The organism is Colwellia sp. MB02u-10 (genome assembly GCF_014077185.1).
Classification (GTDB): Bacteria; Pseudomonadota; Gammaproteobacteria; order Enterobacterales; family Alteromonadaceae; genus Cognaticolwellia.
The window spans coordinates 1-21,172 of sequence record NZ_JACGVK010000077.1 but is presented as its reverse complement, the minus strand read 5'-3'; the positions used below and the strand labels follow the sequence as shown (position 1 = coordinate 21,172).

19 protein-coding genes are annotated in these 21,172 nt (G+C 35.5%); 18 read left to right on the top strand and 1 reads right to left on the bottom strand.

Annotated features, from left to right (window positions below):
- The first annotated feature begins 402 nt into the window (after positions 1–402).
- The 9 genes from H4J59_RS03275 (at position 403) to H4J59_RS03235 (ending at position 9,432) form a co-directional block, all read left to right on the top strand.
- Positions 403–1,794, top strand: coding sequence for a tetratricopeptide repeat protein (locus H4J59_RS03275; RefSeq protein WP_182236781.1), 1,392 nt, complete (start codon positions 403–405; stop codon positions 1,792–1,794).
- Positions 1,795–1,901: 107 nt separating this feature from the next.
- Positions 1,902–2,273, top strand: a complete 372-nt coding sequence (locus tag H4J59_RS03270; RefSeq protein ID WP_182236779.1) for a DUF4160 domain-containing protein — start codon at positions 1,902–1,904, stop codon at positions 2,271–2,273.
- A gap of 473 nt (positions 2,274–2,746) precedes the next feature.
- Positions 2,747–3,799, top strand: coding sequence for a hypothetical protein (locus H4J59_RS03265; protein WP_182236777.1), 1,053 nt, complete (start codon positions 2,747–2,749; stop codon positions 3,797–3,799).
- Positions 3,800–3,816: 17 nt separating this feature from the next.
- The gene (locus H4J59_RS03260; protein ID WP_182236775.1) at positions 3,817–4,890 is read left to right on the top strand and encodes a hypothetical protein; all 1,074 of its coding nucleotides are present in this window, start codon (positions 3,817–3,819) and stop codon (positions 4,888–4,890) included.
- A 33-nt stretch (positions 4,891–4,923) separates the two neighbouring features.
- Complete coding sequence (locus H4J59_RS03255; RefSeq protein ID WP_182236773.1) at positions 4,924–5,721, top strand: DNA/RNA non-specific endonuclease; 798 nt, start codon at positions 4,924–4,926, stop codon at positions 5,719–5,721.
- A 20-nt stretch (positions 5,722–5,741) separates the two neighbouring features.
- Positions 5,742–6,359, top strand: coding sequence for a hypothetical protein (locus H4J59_RS03250; protein WP_182236771.1), 618 nt, complete (start codon positions 5,742–5,744; stop codon positions 6,357–6,359).
- Positions 6,360–6,692: 333 nt separating this feature from the next.
- Positions 6,693–6,968 (top strand): hypothetical protein, encoded by a 276-nt coding sequence (locus H4J59_RS03245; protein WP_182236769.1) that lies wholly within the window; start codon positions 6,693–6,695, stop codon positions 6,966–6,968.
- A 68-nt stretch (positions 6,969–7,036) separates the two neighbouring features.
- Positions 7,037–7,207: a hypothetical protein gene (locus H4J59_RS03240; protein ID WP_182236767.1), complete on the top strand. Its 171-nt coding sequence runs from the start codon at positions 7,037–7,039 to the stop codon at positions 7,205–7,207.
- Between the two features lie 662 nt (positions 7,208–7,869).
- The gene (locus tag H4J59_RS03235) at positions 7,870–9,432 is read left to right on the top strand and encodes a hypothetical protein (RefSeq protein WP_182236766.1); all 1,563 of its coding nucleotides are present in this window, start codon (positions 7,870–7,872) and stop codon (positions 9,430–9,432) included.
- 490 nt (positions 9,433–9,922) lie between these two features.
- Here H4J59_RS03235 and H4J59_RS03230 read toward each other — a convergent pair whose 3' ends face one another.
- The gene (locus H4J59_RS03230; protein ID WP_182236765.1) at positions 9,923–10,639 is read right to left on the bottom strand and encodes an HNH endonuclease family protein; all 717 of its coding nucleotides are present in this window, start codon (positions 10,637–10,639) and stop codon (positions 9,923–9,925) included.
- A gap of 318 nt (positions 10,640–10,957) precedes the next feature.
- Here H4J59_RS03230 and H4J59_RS03225 point away from each other — a divergent pair, with 318 nt between their 5' ends.
- The 9 genes from H4J59_RS03225 (at position 10,958) to H4J59_RS03185 (ending at position 20,964) form a co-directional block, all read left to right on the top strand.
- On the top strand, positions 10,958–11,371 hold the full coding sequence (locus H4J59_RS03225) for a LexA family transcriptional regulator (protein WP_182236763.1): 414 nt from the start codon (positions 10,958–10,960) through the stop codon (positions 11,369–11,371).
- Positions 11,359–12,612 carry a Y-family DNA polymerase gene (locus tag H4J59_RS03220; protein ID WP_182236761.1) on the top strand — a complete coding sequence of 418 codons (1,254 nt, stop codon included), beginning with the start codon at positions 11,359–11,361 and terminating at the stop codon, positions 12,610–12,612. The genes H4J59_RS03225 and H4J59_RS03220 overlap by 13 nt, the downstream gene beginning before the upstream one ends.
- A 628-nt stretch (positions 12,613–13,240) precedes the next feature.
- Complete coding sequence (locus tag H4J59_RS03215) at positions 13,241–13,576, top strand: hypothetical protein (RefSeq protein WP_182236759.1); 336 nt, start codon at positions 13,241–13,243, stop codon at positions 13,574–13,576.
- Between the two features lie 118 nt (positions 13,577–13,694).
- Entirely contained in the window at positions 13,695–14,750 is a 1,056-nt protein-coding gene (locus tag H4J59_RS03210; RefSeq protein WP_182236757.1) for a hypothetical protein, read from the top strand.
- 36 nt (positions 14,751–14,786) lie between these two features.
- Positions 14,787–15,857 carry a hypothetical protein gene (locus H4J59_RS03205; RefSeq protein ID WP_220469707.1) on the top strand — a complete coding sequence of 357 codons (1,071 nt, stop codon included), beginning with the start codon at positions 14,787–14,789 and terminating at the stop codon, positions 15,855–15,857.
- A gap of 137 nt (positions 15,858–15,994) precedes the next feature.
- Positions 15,995–16,558 carry a TIR domain-containing protein gene (locus H4J59_RS03200; protein WP_182236755.1) on the top strand — a complete coding sequence of 188 codons (564 nt, stop codon included), beginning with the start codon at positions 15,995–15,997 and terminating at the stop codon, positions 16,556–16,558.
- On the top strand, positions 16,555–17,391 hold the full coding sequence (locus tag H4J59_RS03195) for a macro domain-containing protein (protein ID WP_182236753.1): 837 nt from the start codon (positions 16,555–16,557) through the stop codon (positions 17,389–17,391). Before H4J59_RS03200 ends, H4J59_RS03195 begins: the two co-directional genes overlap by 4 nt.
- A gap of 140 nt (positions 17,392–17,531) precedes the next feature.
- Positions 17,532–18,284 (top strand): hypothetical protein, encoded by a 753-nt coding sequence (locus tag H4J59_RS03190; protein WP_182236752.1) that lies wholly within the window; start codon positions 17,532–17,534, stop codon positions 18,282–18,284.
- A gap of 142 nt (positions 18,285–18,426) precedes the next feature.
- Complete coding sequence (locus H4J59_RS03185) at positions 18,427–20,964, top strand: helix-turn-helix domain-containing protein (RefSeq protein ID WP_182236750.1); 2,538 nt, start codon at positions 18,427–18,429, stop codon at positions 20,962–20,964.
- Positions 20,965–21,172 lie beyond the last annotated feature (208 nt).

Sequence of the window (21,172 nt, the reverse complement as noted above, 5' to 3'; positions counted from 1 at the left end):
TGATGTGAAACATAAAAAACTGTTAAAAAATTCGTTAACCTTTGTGTGAAATCCATTTGTTTTTCCTTGCTGTGTGCGGTTGGTCTTATTATCACTTGGTGGTATGACGAGTTTACTTTATGTATATTATTTCTGTCTATTTATTATTGATTTAAACGTAAATCATCTCCTTGAATATTTTGTAGGAATTGCGAAATATCCAAATATGAAGCTCTTCCAATATGATTTATATACTCATCATACTTTTGTGCCGTAATTGAACTTTTGTTAAGTTATGTAGTAAAGTTACTGAATCGAAAGGGTGCATTCCTCTTTTTTCATCAGTTTATTAAAATTTTATAATACCTAACGTGATTTTCCACATTATATTGATTATTTAATCATTAGCGACCGAGATATAAAATGAAAAAAATAGCATTATTAATAACCTCTTCACTTGTTTTTTTGTCTGCATGTGTTTTTGCATCAACTAAATATTATTCAACAAATGAACTCATCCAGTTAGCAGGGCAAGGTGATGCAAAAGCTCAGTTTGAACTGAGTAACCGCTATTGGATTGGCTCTGGTGTTGAGCGTGACTTAAGTAAAAGAATGAAGTTATTAAAGCAGGCTGCATCTGGTGAACACATCGAAGCGATGTATATATATGGAACAATGGTAGAAAACCCAATCGAAGGTCTAAAATATATTAAAATGGCAGCTAATTCTAATTTTGTTCAAGCTGAGTTATTTTTAGGAGAGCATTTCCTTACAACAAACAGTAGCTATGTGGACTATGACATAAACAAGGCTATTAGTTGGCTAGAAAAAGCGTCAAGCAATAGTGGGAAATACGCAGGTGTTGCTGCTTATCGCCTCCATCTTCTGTACATTAGAGATAGATATTCTGCCAATATTGAGATAGCAGAGCAATGGCTAGCCAAGGCATTATCAAAGCATGTTCCAAAAAGCGATTATGAGTTGATAAGCGAAATCTCTTATGGCGAAGACAACATACAAAACCTTTTTTTCATGATATTTGCTGCGAAAAAAGGGTTGGTTGATGCTCAGCGAGAATATGGTAAGGATTATCTTTATGGTGTTAATTACTATAAAGATAACAAAGACCTGAGACCATTCCAGGCTAAATTAGAGAAAGATGGAAAAAAAGCAAAGAAGTGGTTGAGCCTAGCTGCTTCGAAGGGAGATGCCAATGCACTTTATAGTTTGGGTTTTATGTATAAGCATGGTGTGTACCATATTGAAAATAAAAAAGCAGTTTGGCATATAAAACCTGATCACATCAGCTCTGCTACTAGCTATCGAAAAGCTGCACAAGGAGGCCTATCAGAAGCACAAGAAATAGTCGATAGTTTTGGAACTAAAACCGTTGAAGGTTGGAATAAAAAGTATAGTCCTAATTCTGCATTAACTCACCATATTAGTAATATATATGAAGATACATATTTTAGAGCAAAAGTTGGCTATTTATCAGATAATAAAAAGCATATTTATTTTAAAATATACGGTACAAAAGTTGATTGTGACAAAGGTGAGTTTTCTACTTGGGATAATGACAGTGTTTGGCAATTTAATAATCAGGGGGTTTTAATGACTATTATGTGCGATATTAATGCAGATGGAGATGGTTCGATATTCACATACCCTGCTTCCAAAAAAGGGGAGCAATTTGTTATAAACCTGTTTCAACGTGAATCAAATAACATTTCAATAGAGCGCGAAGGTTTCGATTTTAAAATGTCACCTAAAGGCTTTACTAAGGTTTGGGGTAACTCTAGTGGGGATGTATTATAGAGAGGATGCTGGATTCAGAGCAATAGAAAAATCACACGGTTGGTTTTGTTTAATGTAGCCAATAATTTTTCTCCAATTAAAACTTGGTTATATGTTCAGGATAAAATATGAGCCTTGATAAAGAATTTGATGATCTCCAACAGCTCTTTGCTCAGAAAGATCTATTAACTGAGCCAATACGCTCAGCAGGAAGTGGCTTCATGGAGATTCTCTTGTTAAAGAGAAAAAATATGAAAATAAAAATTTACCAAGAAAAAGGTCACCAATTACCACATATTCATATCGACTATGGCAAAAAACGTCACACTGCCAGCTATTCCATAGATTCAGGACAGAGAATTAAGGGAGAATTATCGAAAAAATACGATAGTGATGTTTCAAATTGGCTAAAGCGAAATCGAAAAAAGGTGCTCGAAGTATGGGATTCTTTGCAAGTCGGCATGTCACATGAGCACTTGTTGTCAGAGTTATCAGATTGAAGTGTAGAAAATATGATGATGGTTAAATATGCAGCAATTAGAACTTTTAATCTAAAAGTCTGCGTATAAACTGCCTGAAACAAAATCAATTGCTTTTCTGTAACATTTAAAGAGGTAAAATTTAAGGTTCGTTAGAATAACTATGTATTTTGTCTAAATTGATGCAGCTTTGAATTAAAGCATCTTTGACCGCTTTGTTGCCAGTTACGGTTCGTTCAATCTGGATGGGAGTGTATGACTCCTGCAAGCTCCAAGCGGTCATTTCATATAGTTAATCTGATGACTACTTTATAGAATATCTGTTATTTTTTAAGCGACAACGCTGTATGTAATTGAGTGGCACAGTCACACGTTACTTTCGAATAAAACTCCTCTAATAAAGATAATTAAAGCACTATTGATTGAATAGTATACAATTCATGTTATACCTTTAAGATCAAAATAATAATTCGATTTCACATGGAGGTTAGATAATGAATAAGCCAATGGTCCTAGTAATACACGGAATGGGTACACATAAATCGGGCGAAACAAAAAAGGAAATTGCTGACGGGTTCAATCAAGCCGCAGCTAATTTCGGTCTCACCAACTTTGATATCAATGAAAAAGTTGAATTCTTCCAATTTAATTACTCTGACTTTTTAGATGAAATACGGCTTAAAGATGCCGCAAAAGCAGGTGAATTAGTCAAACATATAGGTCTACTACAAGGTCATGGGTTAGGTGAAAAATCAGCAGCTAAACTGACGGAATTCTTTGCTGATTTTGATGAAAACAAAATATTTTACACGCATTGGATGGATGTTGTGTATTACGGTCTCATGTTTTGGGGAGAGAAAATTCGCGTTGACCTTGCTAAAAAAATAAATGATTTAATGATTGAACGCGAATTGGGAAATAGAAAACTCCATATCATATGCCATAGTTTAGGTACCGCAGTATTGCACGACACGCTAGCAAAACTGTTTAGAAAAGATGCTGATATAACGTCAGAAATCCCTCAATTAGATATTGACCGTTTCCAAATAGACTCGCTATGGACCGTTGCGAATGTTAGCCGGTTACTTAATGTTTTAAACGATATTGCGGACCCAAATCACTCAATAGTGTCATCTGACAATAATGGGTGTGCCAAATTACTATTCAATGTACGCAACGAATTTGACCCCTTCACTTGGTTTAAACGTTATGACCGTCCTATTGAGCACGGAGGTAGGCATATCATTGTTAAAACCGTACGCAAGGTTAATACACACGACTTGAAAGAATATGTTAAAGCACCAGCGGTAGCGGAAGCTTTTTTCTCAAACGTATTAGGGATTATCGTAACTGAAGACGAATATAATCAAGGGATCGCTAAGTACAAACTCACTAGCTTAAACTACAGTTACGACGCGCTAAACAATAAATTTCACGATCTGAAAGAAGAACCCAGTCACACCGGTAAAATAGAGTTACTAATTGATTTAATAAAAGCCGTCGACGAATTTAAAGAACGAATTGACGTCATGATAGAGCAAGACTAAATATTCAAGGAGGATATATGATGAACATTAAGTTAATCGTTACATTCGTTGCCGTAACATTTACACCATTTTTATTTGCCCAAGACAACGAACAGAAAATAAGCTGTGACTACCCCGATAATTTCCTAGATGGCTTTTCAACAAAACATAAAGAACTTCAAAATTTGGCATTAGAAGTCGGCCCTAAGCTTTGTTCAAACTTGTTACTCATCACTGACGAGGAAGTTGAGTCATTTGAGAGCACATTATTCCAATACGCTGAAATGGCAAAACGAGCTGTACAAGACGTCTACCCGGAAGACATATTTCCTGGTGTGAGGAAAATCACAGAAACATGGGAGATTCAGCTAAAAAAATACAAACATAATTTTGATTACATAAATCCCATTAGTATAGATCCAGAAACTAAGGGAATGGATCAAGGAAAAGACCGATTTAAAATGAGGTTTAAATTACAACGTGATTTTGAAGCAAATCTGCTGTTCACTATTCATGATGAGCATAATAATCGATGTCGACAAACATCATTTGGCTTAGACTGTTACAATGCAGCCGAGAACCTTAAATCTGCGATGAAACCAGCATTCAGTCTCGTTAATAACGCAATTTTGAATAATAATGACAAGCGCCTGAGTGGACTTAAAAGTGACTGGGAGGAATTCATTAAAGTTGCACGTTATCAATCCCCCCTTGATGTGTGGTTTACCACAACACTCCAAAAAAACAAATTTAGTGGTATTGATTTAGTCGGTCCTCCTAATTGGCAGGCATTCCTTTTACGACCAAGTATTGTCTACGAAAATATACATGAGTTAGAAAAAGGGAATAGGGATGATGTAAGTATTGCTATTGAATGGATAGGCTTTAATTGGTGGAAAGAAGGGATTGGTTTTTCGTTGACGAGTATATATCACGATAGACCCGAAACCGATGCGCTTGGCTATGGCATTACTCTTCATATAAAAAATAAATATAGCTTCGGATACGTACACAGAAGTGATAATAACGGCAGTATTTTCTTTAACATCGATTTACTAGAATTCTTTGGTGAGAACAAAGCTGTGTATAAGAAATATAAAGAGTATTTATAGCCAAATGGACCACCATAGAAAAAGGAGATGTAATTGAACAAGACATTAAGTATCTTACTTACTTTGCTAGTAAGCCTCCAAGCAAACGCACACTGTGTGAAATCAACTTCCACCAATATTGCCTATTGTGAATATGAACGCTTCAGCATTTGGGTTTCTTGTCAGCAAAAAGCAGCATTACTGTCAATGGCGCAAATTGATATTGATAATGGTAAAGAGGACACTTCAAGTAGAAAATACTATTTAGATGAGTCAGCATCAAAACTTGATTGCCAACAGACTTCAGATAAGACTTATGCTTCTCAAAAAAAGGGGTTTGACGTAGGACATTTAATAGCCATCGACCATTTTGATGACAACAAAATACAAGCACTGCAAACCAATACCATGGTTAATATGGTCCCACAGGCTGAATCCTTTAATAGAAACGGTGCATGGAAAAAGACAGAATCGTTGACGGAGTGCTACAGGGATGATGTTGAACTGACGCCACTTACCGTTTTGGCAGGGGTGATTTTTGGCAATGACCCAAGCAATGATTTTTACTCCCAAAGCCATGGATTACCGGAAACACCTGACTATCTTTGGAAGCTCATTTACTCAGCAACTAGCAAGAGCTATGACTTATGGGTGATGAAGAATTCGAATGAGTCTAAGACGTCTACATTGCCCATGTCCAGACGTACTATTTCTTCGCTTATTACCCTTCTCGAGGGAGAGAATGAACAACATTATATACCCGTCATTGCGGAACTGTTGAAAATAAGCGTTAAAAATCCTGAACAAATCGAGTTAAAAAACAACCCCAAATGTAGGGGGAGAATTGGATAAAAATATTACAGGAGATGATGATGATTACTAAAGAAGAACTAATTAATCAAATGACAATAAATACCAGGAAAGGTTATCTTTATAGTATTTTGAAACTATCTTGTGTGTTTTTCTTGATTGCATTAATAGCTAGTCACTACGGTTTTACTACACTAACGACAGATTTAACCACTGTATCGGATAATACATTTTTAGCTCAAGTTACCTTTATTGGTTTTGTCATTGCGATAAATGAACGAATTATTGAAGCCTTCAAACGAACATTTCGTCGTCGCACATCTGAAGAATATTCGAATGAATTCATATCGGCTAAAGAAGCACTAGCAAAAGATCCCAATAATGTTGAATTAGCTAGCACTGCTAAATTGTGGCGGAGCATTGTAAATGACTATTCATCGGAGACAGGCAGAATGTGCCTTATTGCATCACTAACCGTAGGATGTATTTTAGCTTCTATTGGTGCAGTTCGTATATTGGGAGGACTAGAAAATCCACCGCAATTTAGTAGCCAAGCACACGTCATGTTTTTTGACGCTGTAGATGTAGTACTGACCGGTTGGGTAATTTCAGGAGGATCTGAAGGTTGGACAAATTTTTTGTCTAATGCTCAAAAATTATTCCCTCAAAATAAGGGGTGATAAATCATGTAATTCAATCAAAATTTAACCGAATTATGTTCTATTAGTAAAAGTATTTACTCAGGAGTCCCCTGACTTTGTCCAAGTGAAGCCGAAGATAATTCTATTGATGTGCATCTATACTTTATTACGCAGTCGAAATTTATTGTCTATTTAGAAGGGGGTTATACCAATGCACATGATAATTCTACTAGTCACTAATTCTGACGATTGAAAGATATGAACTATTTATTGCCATAAAATTAGCTAATTTTAAGTTCTTAACTAAAATCTAGGACATAAACTTAATAACAAGGACGTATTATGGCTTTTAGTTCATAAATTGTAGGCTACATGATTGGTGATGTTAAAACCGATTCATTCACCGTTTGGGTTGGAATTGAAGCTAAATATAAAGAAGATAAACTACCTTCTGAATCTCTCGATTTGTATCCCACAACAGCACAAGTTACTTATTTTCCTGTAGATGATCCTACAAACATAAATTCCATTCCTTATCCTTTACCGCTTCAAGTGGTGCGATGTGGGGAAGGAGAGCACAAAAATTTAGCTTATGAAGGCACACGATTACCTTTAGTTGGGCTGGAACCGGACACTCAATATAGTTAAAAAATTAATATTTCTGGAACTAAAGATGAAAAATTTGGGATCACAGAACCTTTCACTGTATCGGGTCTGTGTTTAAGACAGCACCTAGTCAACCTAAATTATTTAAAGTCATGTTTTCTTCATGCCAAAAAGCATTATCTGGTGCTGGTAAAGATGATGTCCAAAATGCATGGGGGATTGCTTATAATAATGGCAAACCCATTTGTGATATAAACGTTTTATTAGGTGATACGCACTAAGCGAATAGTCATGAGCGAAACCAAAAGTGGTTATATTCTATAGCGCAGTTCGAAATTGAAAATCATCAAAAACTTATTGCGAATGTACCAACTTACGCACCGCTTATGATGACCATGATTTTTTGGATGATGACATGGGTGGAGATACTGAAATGGGCAATGAAAAATGAGTTGGAAATTTTTTTTGTATATAGCTATTAATTATCAAGTTCTTAGTTGTAGTGCTGAATTTCCCTATTTAATTGAAAATAGCTCCCTTGGATAATACGAAATAATCTTTCTTTGGCACTTTGGGACGAAAGATCCTTAGAACTAATGCTCTAATTCATCAGGTTTTTTAAAAAGTTCAATGACCGCTTTGGTGGCTCAGGAGCCAGTCAGGATGATGTTCAATCAAGTTTAGAGTGTATGACTCCTGCAAGCTCATAGCTGTCAGTGATAGTTCCTCTCAGAATGTTAACGGGATTTCCGAGGCGCTAAGGACTACTTTTACAGAGAGCGAAGTTCAAACATCAATCGTTCATCAAATACTAAATTCATTGAAGTATGTCGCCTCTAAAAAGCAACACTGTTAAATATTGATTTTAAACATAGTCATACCTTGAGATGGTATTATCATAAGCATATAAAATACCTTATGAATAAATTTAGGAAGGATTCTTTTGTCAAAAAATAAAATATCAGACTTTGTTACTTATTGTGAGAATGAACTAGGTAAAGAAACGTGGATTCCTCTATTTAGAAACCTCGATTCTGATGATAAAACGGTTGATGGTTCGCAATACTCTTGTTTATCTCCAATAGTCGGAAGGGAAGTTTATATGGACTCTTACGGGTGGGATTTATCATACGGTAGCGGTTGTCCTTCAATAATAACGTGTGGTGATGATGTAAGTTATGAAGAACATACATCTGAATTTTTACCGTTGGTTTATGTTCGAGACTTTATAGGAAGAAATGAAAAGTGTAATGAACTTCTTCAAGAATTAGTATTGTACTTGAGATTGTACAATGACGCTAAAAACTCTAAATATGTGATTGATGATGATAATGGAAAAGAGATTGAAGTAATTCGATATTCAAAAAAAGAAATTGTAATTAGAGCTTCATTCTTAAAAGCATTCATGGCAGCAAAACAAATGAATTTACTTTTGTTTTTTGAAAGCACTTTTCATTTTAACGAAAATTTTGATAACGAAGAGATAATTAAAAAAGACAGTATTAGATACGATAAATATTCCAATGACTCATATGTAAAAGGTTATAAGAACTTTACAAGAGTGGTAGGTAAAAAATTAATAGAGTGCCTAGGTTTAACAGAGCAAAATGCATCACCTGTTAGTTTAGAAGAAGACTATGAAGAATTTATCATTGAAGGAGATGAGCACGATTCAAAATCTCATTCGTGTGATCCATCTATTCTAGCTGATTATTTTGGTGGTAATCCCGATTCGCCACACTATTTAACTCAAGTCTTTTTTAGTAAAGATGTTCTACAAAGATACTTTAATGCATCTACAGAATATGAAGTTTCAGATAGCATGATTTATAAAATTGGATATTGGCAGTTAAGAATTGATAATAATTCAAAAGATCATGTTTGTGTCTTTTTAGGTGATTTAGGAAAGGACTTACCCCATTCGGAACAAAAATATTGGAAATGCTTCAATATTGGGGCAGAAGATAAAAAGATGAGCAAAACATACTTTGAAAGGAGTATGTTAGGGCAATGGTCAAATCCTGAAAGCCCCGACTTAATCTTTAAGGGCGTGTTTGAAAGGTTTCAAAATGAATGGTTTGAAAAATTCGGTTGGTATTTATTCTTACCTTTAACGGACTCTGATAAACATTGTTTTAATACATTACATTGCTTAACCAAAAGTGAACAATCTGAATTTGATTCACAAGTTTTATCACTTGTTAAAATAACAATCGACTCGATAAATGTGAAAGGTATAAAAGCGGTTATGCCTAGTGATGAAACGAAATCTATGAAGTTGTTTTCTGCATTTATTAAAACAAAAAAGATAGATTTTGATGCTGCTAGGTTCTTGGGTGGGCTTCAAGGGGTTCGTTCTTCGGGAGTAGCACATAGACGAGGTAAAACGTATGAAAAGACTATTAATCGCCTTGAGATTGACGATAACGACCTAATAACTGCATTCGATAAGATTTTAGATCAAATGACAGAGCTTATTGACTCTCTTACAAAGATATTAGAATAATAATTAATGTAAAATATGATGGTGTCCATGAATTTAAATTGAATCGGAACTAATACAAGCTGTCTTTTTTTGACAGCTTGACTTTAAACCCCTATGACCGCTTTGGTGGCTCAACGGACTATTTATTAAGAAAATTCATGCCTTAATTAGGTCTTCTTTGTGGCTTGAGCTCAAATGGTCAACACAACGCTATCCTTAAAGTAAAGGAGCGTAGCCATGAAAAGAAGGCCTCGTATAATTTATACAGCTCAATAAAGAGCATAAATGTGGGAAAGCTCTCAAAAAGGTAGTTTGCTTAATAATATCTCTAGATTACTCGAACGGCACCATTCATCTGTATCTTGAATTATTGGATAGTATGGAAGTATCTGACCTAATGAGAAACTAAGGGCAATAAAGTTACTTACTGTAAGCACGTATCTATTTGAGTTATAGGCAAGCTTTAGCAAATTTAATTACCATTTATAAGCCAAAGAGGGCCTTGGGTTATCTAGCTACAATATTGTAGTCTAATTTTATCGTAACTCACTTGTTCTTTGTTGCTCAATTCTAAGTTGTATGTCTTATAAACTCTGATAAAACGAGATATATACTGACACTGATTCGCTGGTGGTAGCCACGCATTTAATCCCTTAGCTACCTTTTGTCTATTCAACCTAGCTTCTACACTCAATAGGTTTGCTGGATCATTTGCAAACTTCACTCGCTTGGCTTTAGTCCAATGATTCGCACCGTGAATCCATGCCCACTTGAGCGGTACAACATGGTCAATGTCTATCTCTGAGGCCGAATATATAGTCTCCCCTGAGAATGGTGAAATCCATTTTCCGGAGATGACCATGCATTTTTTTTCTGTTTTAAACTGAATAGGGGACAAGGAATAAGTGATAAGTGTTTCCATTCTGGAATCTTGACAGTCTTTGTTGCTGTCAGCCCAACCATGACCAAACATCTTTCGTGAATAGTTTGATGATTTTTGTTTTGATACTGAAGATGAGGATGAACCTTTGGGAAGTCGGCCACCAGCATCTATACATGACGCTAAACTATCAAATGAAGTGAAGTTTTTAGTGCGTTCATAATACGGACTAGTTGACTCGTGGCAAATACCGGAGTTTGATTTTTTTATTGTGTTAGCGTTGGCTAAAGGTGTCAGTAAAATAAGGTTGAGCAGTATGCAAGGGAATAATAAACTTTTGAATGTCATGTATAAGTACCGAATAAATGTTTGGTTTAGTAGTAACTTTAGGAATATATCTTTGGCTTTTAAGCCTTCTCAGTTATGGAGGACTGGCGACGTTATTAAGAAGTTCATAGAAGGTCACATTGAAAACCCACAGTGATTAAGACCAACCTAGTAATACTCAACTTACCTTAATAGTATTTAGCATCAAAGCATTAAGTTTAATTCATTACCAATATTTTATGCGCCATTGGTTCTAGTTATACCTAATTGATGATCGCACTTCATAATATACCCAAAACCAACTATACTGTATTTATGTACAGTGTAATTGGTTTTTTTATGAAAGTAATACCCGTTTATATTGAAGCAGGCATATCCGGCTTTGAATCACCGGCAGCAGAATATCAAGAACTAAATCTCTCATTAGAGGAGTTACTTCTTCAGCACCCTAATGCGACTTTCTTTGGTCTCGCTAATGGACGGTCAATGGAAGGCAGAGGGATTTTTAATGGCGATGTACTTGTTGTTGATAGGGTGGAGCATATTAGTAATGGCTCTGTAATTGTAGCAAATTTTAATGGCTGCTTTGTGTGCAAAATAATTGATACCGATAATGCATTGTTGTTATCTGCCTCTGACGAACACAAGCCCATTAAAATAAGCGAAAGCGATGACTTTCAAATAGAAGGAGTAGTAAATGTATCCTTCAGGTTGCACAAAAAACTCCCCGTACTGCTGTCATGTTTGGGTTAGTTGATGCTGTTTCTTTCTATGCACGTGCAGAGAAGGTTTTTGACCCAAGCATTAGGCATAAACCTGTTGTCGTTTTAACGAACAACGACGGCTGTATATGTGCTGTCTGCCCTATCGCTAGGCAGCTAGGAGTACCTAAATTTGTCCCTTATTTTAAGGTTAAGTCTTTTCTAGCAAAGCACGGTGTCGTTGTTCGTTCTTCAAACTATGAACTGTATGCAGACCTAAGTGAAAGAATGATGAATGTTATTGCGCGTTACTCAGATAACCATTATGTCTATTCTATTGATGAATCGTTCTTACATTTCAAAAACTTTAGCTGTGTTGATAACTGGCACGAATACGGCCATGTAATACGCAAGGCGGTGTGGCGAGAAACACGTTTACCCGTTGGTGTTGGCTTCGGCGCGACCTTAACATTAGCCAAAGCCGCGAACCATGCATCGAAGAAGTTATCAGGTTTTGATGGTGTCGCTGTGATAGATGATAAAGCCTCTCGTAAAGAAATCCTCTCTAGAATGTCACTGACCGAAGTGTGGGGTATTGGCAATAAGCTGGGCAAACGACTAAGTATATTAGGGCTTAAAAATGGATGGGATTTAGCTAATCAATCACCTAAAGCAATGCGAAGTCAGTTCGGTGTCGTCGTTGAGCGAACTGTAAATGAACTGAATGGCATGCAGTGCTTAAATTGGGATGAAATAGGGCAAGACAAACAGCAGATATTTTCTACACGTAGCTTTGGTCAGCGAGTAACTGACCCTCGTGCGCTTAAAGCTGCACTATCAAGTCACGCCAGTCTTATTGGGGCAAAAGTTAGAAGACAAGGCTCTTTGATTAAACGATTAGTTATTTTTGCATCAAGCTCGCCACATGATGACAGTTACTATAAAAAATCTGTTATTTATGAATTCCCCATTGCGACTGATAATACCTTAAAGCTAGTAGGTGCTATTTCTTACGTATTTGATAGTATTTATAGTAAAGGTGTTAGCTTTTATCGCTGCGGAGTAGGTGGCGTTGAACTAGAGAATAGTCAATTTCAGCAACAAGATATGTTTAGTCTTAGTGTGAATAACCCGCCTTTAATGAAATGTTATGACCAAATAAATCATCGCTATGGTAGAGGCGCAGTTGAAGTCGCTGTCGCTGAAAAAAACGAAAAGTGGGCAATGAGACGAAACTTCTTATCACCTCGCTCTACGAGTAACTGGTCAGAAATACCTAAGATAAACTGTTGAGGTTAATATGTGTGGTCGATTTAGCGTAAACAAAGTAATTTCACCTATAGTGAGTGAGCTGTTTAATACGCCTTTCAATACAAAAACGAATGCCCGTATTTATTACGAAGAAGATAAATACTCTTGGTTCAATCTTCGCCTCAAGACCTTGAACCATTACTTCAGCATGTGAATAATGAAATGATTAATGTTGAACGCAGTAATTAAGTTTATGGTTAACTAAGCCGCATTCCTGACATTCCAGCTAAAAATCTTGCCATATATTTTCTAATGAATTAACTACTAGCGTAAACGCTGTAATACCCTTTTATATGGAAGTCAGTATGATTTTTAGAGGTGTGTTAATAAGACGCCTTAGTAACACGCCATTTATTATAATAAACACTAAATAAAGTCACTTAACCATCTGAATTTAATGTATTTAATTTATTTTTTGTTCAGGTTGTATTACTGAGAGGTGTTAGTAACACGCCCTAATATACATGTGATTTAGCATTACTAGTTTCTAATGCTTTGAAAGTATGTGATATTAATGTTAATTTAACGTTACTTATGGTGCGTGTGATACTGAGACGTACACATAATATGCTGTTATGTATATCTTGGATTTTGGAGTCTAATCACAAGCATGAATAAAGTAGTATATGGATTTTTAATCTTTATTATTGGTTTAAGCCTAGGGTATCTTATACCCAAGCAGTCAACAGCTAAGCCTCAAGATGAAATGATGTGGGCACAATCTTCTCAGTTTGGTGTGATGCTTAGTTATGTCATGATGCCAGTCGAAGACAAAGAAAGCTTTAATCAAAATTTCAATCAGTTTTTGCAAAAACAATCTGATTTATTTATTAATTACTCAAAGCAAACAGAAGATGCTGCTTTATCAAATTGGTTAGATAAAAAAGCAGAATCAGTAGATGAATATTTATCTATACAAAAACAAGTAAAACCAACTTCTGAGTAAATATACATAACAAAAAAATCAACAAGGACACGTAACAGTTGGCTACGTTTCGCTACACAATTTTAGCCAACCATTACTTAGCCTGTTATTTAGGCGTTAGGCGTATTCAGGAGTATCAATGAAAGCAGATGATTTATTCATGAAGGAGATAAGAAAAAGTAGAACTTTCATTTTAGGTGCTGGATTCTCAGCTGGTGCTGGAGTTCCATTAACTGCTGAACTTCTTTCGAAGGCAATGAGTAAGTTTGAAAACGAGTGTAATGGTATCTTTCAAAGGGTTAATAATTACGCTAGAGAATGTTTTGAAATTGATGAAAATGAAGTGGTTGATTACTCTAAAGTTGGTTTTTTGGAACTATGTACGTTTTTAGAATATATCGAACTAAAAGAATATGGTGGAGGTGAGCGATGGTCGAGTAATGGCTCAAAAGAGAAAATAAACCTTCGATACTTTTTAGCTAAAACTTTGATTGAAATAACACCATCCGAAAACGATATCCCTAGGATATATATAGACTTTGTTAATGAATTACATGAAAGAGATATCGTTATTTCATTCAATTGGGATCCTTTGTTAGAGCGCGCGTTAGACTTCGTAAATAAAGCTTATACATACACATACGAAGATAAAAAAATAACAATATGCAAGTTACATGGGTCTGTTAATTGGCGCTTAGGTGAGGCTCCTGACTATGCCAAGTCACCAATTGATTTGGGCTGGAAGTCAATGAAATATACAGAAGGGATGATGGATAAAGAAATGTATTTTTCAACTAGTGTATTGTCAAAACATCATTGGTTTAATGGAATACGAAATTCTGAAATTGAGCCCTTTCTTGTATTACCAGGTTATGGAAAATCATTCGATGTAAGAGCTAACGCTGTTATGTGGTATAAGCCTGAATTTGTATTTGGTTCTACTCATGATGTTTATATTATTGGTCTTAGTCTTGCTCCTGATGATTTTTTTATTCGAAGTTATTTCTTGTCAACCTTGCCATATTTAACGGATTCTATCGCGACACATAAAAGAACTATCCACATTATAAATCCTGACCAGAGTGTGGAAGATAATTATTCTTTTGTTACTAAAACCCAACAGTGTGTTATTCATTGCGAATACTTCGATATTAAACATATAGATAGTATGCGTAAAAATAGACAATCCGCCTAATATGCTGTTAGGCGAAACTAAAATTAAGGCATATCTGTGACAATAAAGGTTTTCTATTCTTGGCAAAGTGATATCAATGTGAAATACAATCGATATTTTCAACTAGATTGCCTTAAAGCTGCTGTAAAGAAAGTCAATCAAGAGTTCGATCTTAAAGAATCAATGCGAGAAGATCATGATACGAAAGGCGTTTCTGGCTCTCCCGATATCGCTACAACTATTTTATCCAAAATAGAAAACAGCGATATATTTATTGGTGACATTACTTTTGTATCGTTCTCTGAGAAAAATAGAGCTTTATCCAACCCAAATGTATTAATCGAATTAGGGTATGCAATGCATGCATTGGGTGATGAAAGAGTGATTAACGTTATTAATACTGCGTTTGGTGAACCAGAGAACAATATACCTTTTGATTTAGCTCATAAGCGTTGGCCAATTAGTTATGATTTAAGTGATAAAAATTTCTCTGATAAAGCGACAGTTAAGGAAAAGCTAATTGAGTCATTTGTTAGTGCCTTAAAGCCCTACGCCAAACAGCCAAAAGTTGTTGGCCCTAAATTTTCCAGCAATGGAGACAAAGTTAAACATCAAGAAACTTTGAGGAAGCGGCTTTCTGAATATATTCAAAAAATCAATCACGAAAAATTAAAGCGTCGAGTTATTCTTCGAGATCTAGACCGCGCAGATCATTATCCTGAAGTATCAGATGATGAGGGAATATCACCTTGGTTCAAAGTTGAATTAGCACAACTCTACCATCGAGGTGTTCAAGTATTTCTACAAGCTGGTGCACTTTCGATTTGTGAAGATGGAAGTTATAGGTTCAGAGATACAAAAAATGGCGAGCAAGGTGAAGAAAGGGTTTTTCTCGTAGGTGAAATACCTTTCATTAATATTGAAACTATTAATTTTGATGGTGACGAATACGATTATTTTCCTCATATTTTCTGTCACTTTTCGGAAAAAAATCAAGAACCGTATGAACGTTTAATTTTCTGTAAAGAAATTGATATGGGACATGGTTATAAGCACTATTCAGTAATTGAAACATTAGATAACGTTCAAGAAAATAGTAAAAAGTATGGGTTGGAATATTTCGCCTAACAAACTGTTAAACAAGGATAAAAAACAGTTGGCTTTTGCTTCTTCGTCGCTAATTTAGCCTACTATTTTATTGCCTGTTAATAGGGCGTTAGGGGGCTAATCAATATCCCTCAGAATTTATCCAATATGGAGAAAGCATGGCATACCGAAACGGAAATTACGCAGCCTTTCATGTTGCAGAACCATTCAACTCAAGTGTGCTTGGAGCGCATGCTACAAAAGATTTTTGTTATTATAGTATGTTGCGAGCGTGGAAAGGAAAAATAGCATCATTTCCATTTAATGATTCACATGGTAAAACCTACAATGTCCGTGATAATAGCCTCTGGGAAACAACGTTAAAACCAAGGTTAAGGGAACGTATCAGGAGCTCTAAAAATATAGTGCTTTTTTTAAGTTCTAATACTTTGAACTCAAGAGCACTTAGAGAGGAAATCGATTACGGAATTAACAACCAAGGACTTCCCGTGATTGTTATTTACCCTGAATATGACAGTAAATCGAGTCTTCTTGTCAACGGAAAGTTGAAGCAGTCAGTAAAAAATCTTTGGACTAAATTGCCAGCTTTCAATAATTCAATGAGTAGTGTTCCAACACTCCATATTCCAATGAAAAAAGAAATAATAGAAAATGCATTAAATAATAATGATTTTATGTTGTCGACAAAAACGAGCGCAGATTATTATTGGTATAACGTATGACTAAAGTTAGGTTTTTCGACAAAAGAGTTTTCGATAACTTTCTAAAAATAATTTCAATAATAAGTGTTGCGTTGTCCTTGATTGTTCTTTTTGTAGATATACCTAAAGAATGTAAGACTACTTATGGGTGGATTTTTATAGCTTCGTTAGTTGTCATTTATGTAGTTATTTGGATTTGGTCAAACAACCTTAATAAGATTGATATCAATGTTGAAGGAAGTGAAGTAACTATAAAAGTGGGTGATATATTCTTGGAATCGGGATTAAAAGCAATAGCTTTTAATGAGTATTTTGACACTCTGGTAGATAATAAGGTTATTTCAAAAAATTCACTAAATGGAGTGTTTATTGATAGCCATCTTGATGAGCCTATTTCGAAGTTGGATAACTATATTGATAATTATTCATTTGATGAAAGTGAATTAATTGGAAGTAACAAAAATAGAGTGCTAGGAAAGAAAGTTAGATATCAAGTCGGATCCGTTTGTGTATACAAAAATTTCTTATTAACCGCATTTACTAAGTTTGATGATAATAACAAGGCATCACTTACTATGCCTGAGTACTTAGAGTTTTTAATAAACTTCTGGGACAAGGTCAATAATGTATATGCGCAACAGAATGTGTCAACACCAATATTTGGTTCAGGAATAACACGAATTAAAGGTCACAAAACCATAAGCGATGAAGATCTTTTAAAAATAATGTTGTGGACGTTTCGTATTAGTGAAATGCGATTTAAACACCCCGCAAAACTTAAGATTATTATCCATAAGGATAAAATTGGAAAAATTAATCTTCTAGATATCAAATCTGCGAGAAATGGAATTTGAATACCAGCTCAGTTAACTGCGCCCCTAACAGCTGTTAAACAAGGACAAAAAACAGTTGGTTTTTGCTCCTTCGTCGCATATTTTAGCCAACTATTTTATTGCCTGTTAACATGGCGTTAGGCTTTTAATCTAGGGTGTCGATGAATAAATTTAATTTAATCGAAAATGCAAATGATTCTTTAGAACATGCATTAAGGCATATGGGGTCTATTGAAAATGATGGACTTGGTAACTGGAAACGGATCATTGTAGATCTAGCGCATGTGGTTGAATTGTTGTTTAAAGAAAAATTAAGGCAAATACATCCCGCTTTTGTTTTCACAAATATTGATAAATATCCTTCTATAACTGCACATACTGTTAGCTGTGATCTTGCCTGTAAAAGACTTGAAACAATTGGAAAAATTGATTTTTCTAAAGACGCTCTTAAAGCTATTAAAACTGCACGAGAGAAAAGAAATCAAATTGAGCATTTTGAATTTTCAATTTCAGAACGAGAAGCTAATGTATTAATAGGGCAAGTTTTACTATTTATATTCGACTTTTCTGATAAAAAATTAAATCTAGGATGGGAATCGCTTCATCTCCAAGAAAAAAAACATCCTGAATTTAAAAAATATACTGAGTTTTATAATGAGTATCTAAAAGAAGCAGAAGTGCAAATTGAAGAAGATGAAATTTACGTAATAGAGTGCTCCTCATGCCATAACGTATCTTTTGATGTTGATAAAGAGACTTGCTTAGTTTGTAGCCACCGTGAAGATGTTTTAGATTGTAATTGGTGTAGTTCGCCTTACATATTTTCATCTTGTGAATATAACGAAAGTGCAGAGTTATGCCCTGATTGCGAATCAAAAGATGGTTATGCGTCAGCAAATTGTGAGAAGTATTAAAAAAGCCTAACAACTTAAAGAGGGACAAAATAAAGTTGGCTATTTTGTTCACTCCGTTCACCTATTTTAGCCAACTCAATTTTGCCCCTTAAGTGGGCGTTACGTGTCAACTACACGCCGAAAATTAGATTAGATGAGCCATATGGATATTATTAAAATCAAGAAAGAAATATATGAGTCAATATTGAATGGTGATGTTTCTAAATCAGTCGTAGAAAAGCTAGTAAAAAACGACGGAACGTTGCTGTCGAAAGAGTGCGAGCTTTGGGATTATAAAAAAAAATTTGAAGAATCGAATGATGCATATCTTAAAGCACTAAAGTCGATAATTAGTTTCCATAACACTTATGGTGGGTACATAATTTTCGGTGTAGATGAGACTGAGAAAGATACTTCTTTTGTTCTTTGTGGTATTGAAAATAATCTTATTGACCAGCAGAGGCTTAGGGGGCGGTTTGATCGATACTTTAGTCAACGATTAGATCTTACATATGAAGAAATAAACATTTCATCTGGGAACGGCGATATTCTCGTTGGTCTACTTCACATCCCGAAAAGGGACAATAAAACTCATTCAATAGCAGCGACAAGTGAGGGGACTAATTCAAAAGGAAAAATAATTTTAGCTAAGGATGCAGCGTATATTAGGAAGATAGATGAGTGTAAGCAGGTAATCTCCCAGCTTGATTTTGAGTTCCTTGTGTCCAGTAGAGATTTTTATTCTGAGGGGGAAGAAAAAAAAGTAAGAAAAAATGTAATTGAACACAATCTACCAGATAAAAATTTCATATGCCCAGAATTTATTGGAAGATTTGAGATGCTTCAAGAATTGTGGTCTTGGCTATCAGATGATTTTCAATATACCAAGGTTTTAGCTGCTGATGGAGGCAAGGGAAAAACTTCTATTGCTTATGAATTTTGCCAACTCATAATTAAGTCCGGAACTGGCTTGTTCGAGCAGGTGATGTGGCTGACCGCCAAGAAACAACAATTTAAAGCTTCTTATAATAAATACGCCGAAACGCCAGAAACACATTACAATGATCTCGAATCTCTCCTCAAAGAGGTATGTTTGAGAACAGGGTCTTTATCGGAAGAGGTAAATGAACTTACCTTGCAGCAGCTTCAAAGGGAAACTAGAGATGGCTTGAATTTGATTCCATCATTAGTTGTTATTGATGATATTGATTCAAATTCTCCAGAAGAACAAAGACGCATTATGGAGATTGCACGTTCTATATCTAGTACCTCATCCAGAATATTAATGACCACGAGGGCTAATAATATCTACTCGAACGATTCTTCAATTCTAGTTCCAGGCTTGGAAGGCGAAGAATATAAAGAATTAGTTAACTCTCTTTGCAGCTCTCTTGGGCTTCAAAAATATAATGATCATAATATTGAGAAGTTAAACGTAGTATCTGAAGGATCACCATTATTCACTGAATCAATACTAAGACTTTGTAAACTAGGTCTTTCAGTAGAACACGCTATAGAGGATTGGTCTGGAAAGAGTGGAGATGCAGTTCGAGAAGCGGCGTTAAGGAAAGAGGTTCTGGAGCTTTCACCTGAAGCGACAAAAATACTATTGACGATTAGCTATATAGGATCCTTATCACGAAGCGAGTTACACCAATACACAGATTTCGGAAATATTGAAATTAGTGAAGCAATTGAGCAGCTTGGAAACCTATTTCTCATTAGTAGCATTGAATTTATTGAGGAGGAACCTCGATTTGAAAGTACTTCCTCAATCAGCAAGCTTGTACTTTCCATAGCAAGCGATATTGTTCCAAATTCTCAGGAATATATCATCAGATTGAGAGAAATATGCGAGGGTTTAGAAGCAAGTTCTCAAGTGCATATACCTGAAGTTGGTGCAGCAGTGAGACAATGTAATTCTCTCTTGAAAGAAAAAAGGTTTGAAGACTCAAGAAATACAGTTTTTTCGCTTATAAAAGAACCAAGATATAAGGAAAACAGTGACCTATATTTCATTCTCGCTAAGACGGATTATGAGGATCCTAATATTAATGATGAGGTTGTTAGGAAGTCTTTCTCAGAAGCGTTCATCAAAGGTCAGCGAAAGCCAGTTTTTTTTGAAATGTGGTATCAAACGGAAAGTAATAGCGGGAGTAGTAGTGCAATATTAGATGTCTGCGAAAATGCTCTACGGAGTATTGGAAAATTTGATACACAATGGGGAGAAAGATGCGCAATTGCTAGTTATAAGCTAGCGCTGAGAACAGAGAGCTTTGATAATAAAATTCGTTATCTTGTTACCTCTTATGGGCATTCGTCGAGGCTAATAAAAACGTCGAAAAAAGAAAAGTGGGAGCAGTTTAAAGAACAAAACATTAAAGTTGTCGACGCTATATGGGATGAGTCTCTACATAATGGCAAGTATGAGATTGCTGGTCGCGCAATCATAAATGCTATTAATGGCGGCGACATCCGAAGTGTTAACTTTAATAGAATGATTGAAGTGTCTCCGTACTTTGAAGGTGAGAATTCAGTTTCCGATGAGGCTTTTCGAGACTTTACGTATTGCCTTCAGTGGGCACCTAAACTTATTCGTAACAGTAATGGTAGCAGAGAAACGCTAGCCCTAAATCTGGAACAGGCATATCGAAAATTGATAGCATCAACACGTAACAAGAAAATTCAGGTGACAGCATAGCTGTACCTGATTTCGGCGTTATTGATACAAAAACTAATCCACCTTGCTTGATTAGTTTCTATAGTTAATGTCTTCTTTGTGGCCAGCCTGTGTGAAAACTATTTCGAACTTGCGTAATTGGATAATATCAACGTAAAAAGGCTCCGTAGATTAAATTCTGTAGTACGTTTGAGGTAAAACCACCTGTTAATTCACGTAGCGTCGCATA

Coding starts and splice junctions, on each gene's coding strand:
- H4J59_RS03275 (WP_182236781.1), top strand. CDS start 403: ATGAAAAAAATAGCATTATTAATAACCTCTTCACTTGTTTTTTTGTCT.
- H4J59_RS03270 (WP_182236779.1), top strand. CDS start 1,902: ATGAGCCTTGATAAAGAATTTGATGATCTCCAACAGCTCTTTGCTCAG.
- H4J59_RS03265 (WP_182236777.1), top strand. CDS start 2,747: ATGAATAAGCCAATGGTCCTAGTAATACACGGAATGGGTACACATAAA.
- H4J59_RS03260 (WP_182236775.1), top strand. CDS start 3,817: ATGATGAACATTAAGTTAATCGTTACATTCGTTGCCGTAACATTTACA.
- H4J59_RS03250 (WP_182236771.1), top strand. CDS start 5,742: ATGATTACTAAAGAAGAACTAATTAATCAAATGACAATAAATACCAGG.
- H4J59_RS03245 (WP_182236769.1), top strand. CDS start 6,693: ATGATTGGTGATGTTAAAACCGATTCATTCACCGTTTGGGTTGGAATT.
- H4J59_RS03230 (WP_182236765.1), bottom strand. CDS start 10,639: ATGACATTCAAAAGTTTATTATTCCCTTGCATACTGCTCAACCTTATT.
- H4J59_RS03225 (WP_182236763.1), top strand. CDS start 10,958: ATGAAAGTAATACCCGTTTATATTGAAGCAGGCATATCCGGCTTTGAA.
- H4J59_RS03220 (WP_182236761.1), top strand. CDS start 11,359: ATGTTTGGGTTAGTTGATGCTGTTTCTTTCTATGCACGTGCAGAGAAG.
- H4J59_RS03215 (WP_182236759.1), top strand. CDS start 13,241: ATGAATAAAGTAGTATATGGATTTTTAATCTTTATTATTGGTTTAAGC.
- H4J59_RS03210 (WP_182236757.1), top strand. CDS start 13,695: ATGAAAGCAGATGATTTATTCATGAAGGAGATAAGAAAAAGTAGAACT.
- H4J59_RS03200 (WP_182236755.1), top strand. CDS start 15,995: ATGGCATACCGAAACGGAAATTACGCAGCCTTTCATGTTGCAGAACCA.
- H4J59_RS03195 (WP_182236753.1), top strand. CDS start 16,555: ATGACTAAAGTTAGGTTTTTCGACAAAAGAGTTTTCGATAACTTTCTA.
- H4J59_RS03190 (WP_182236752.1), top strand. CDS start 17,532: ATGAATAAATTTAATTTAATCGAAAATGCAAATGATTCTTTAGAACAT.
- H4J59_RS03185 (WP_182236750.1), top strand. CDS start 18,427: ATGGATATTATTAAAATCAAGAAAGAAATATATGAGTCAATATTGAAT.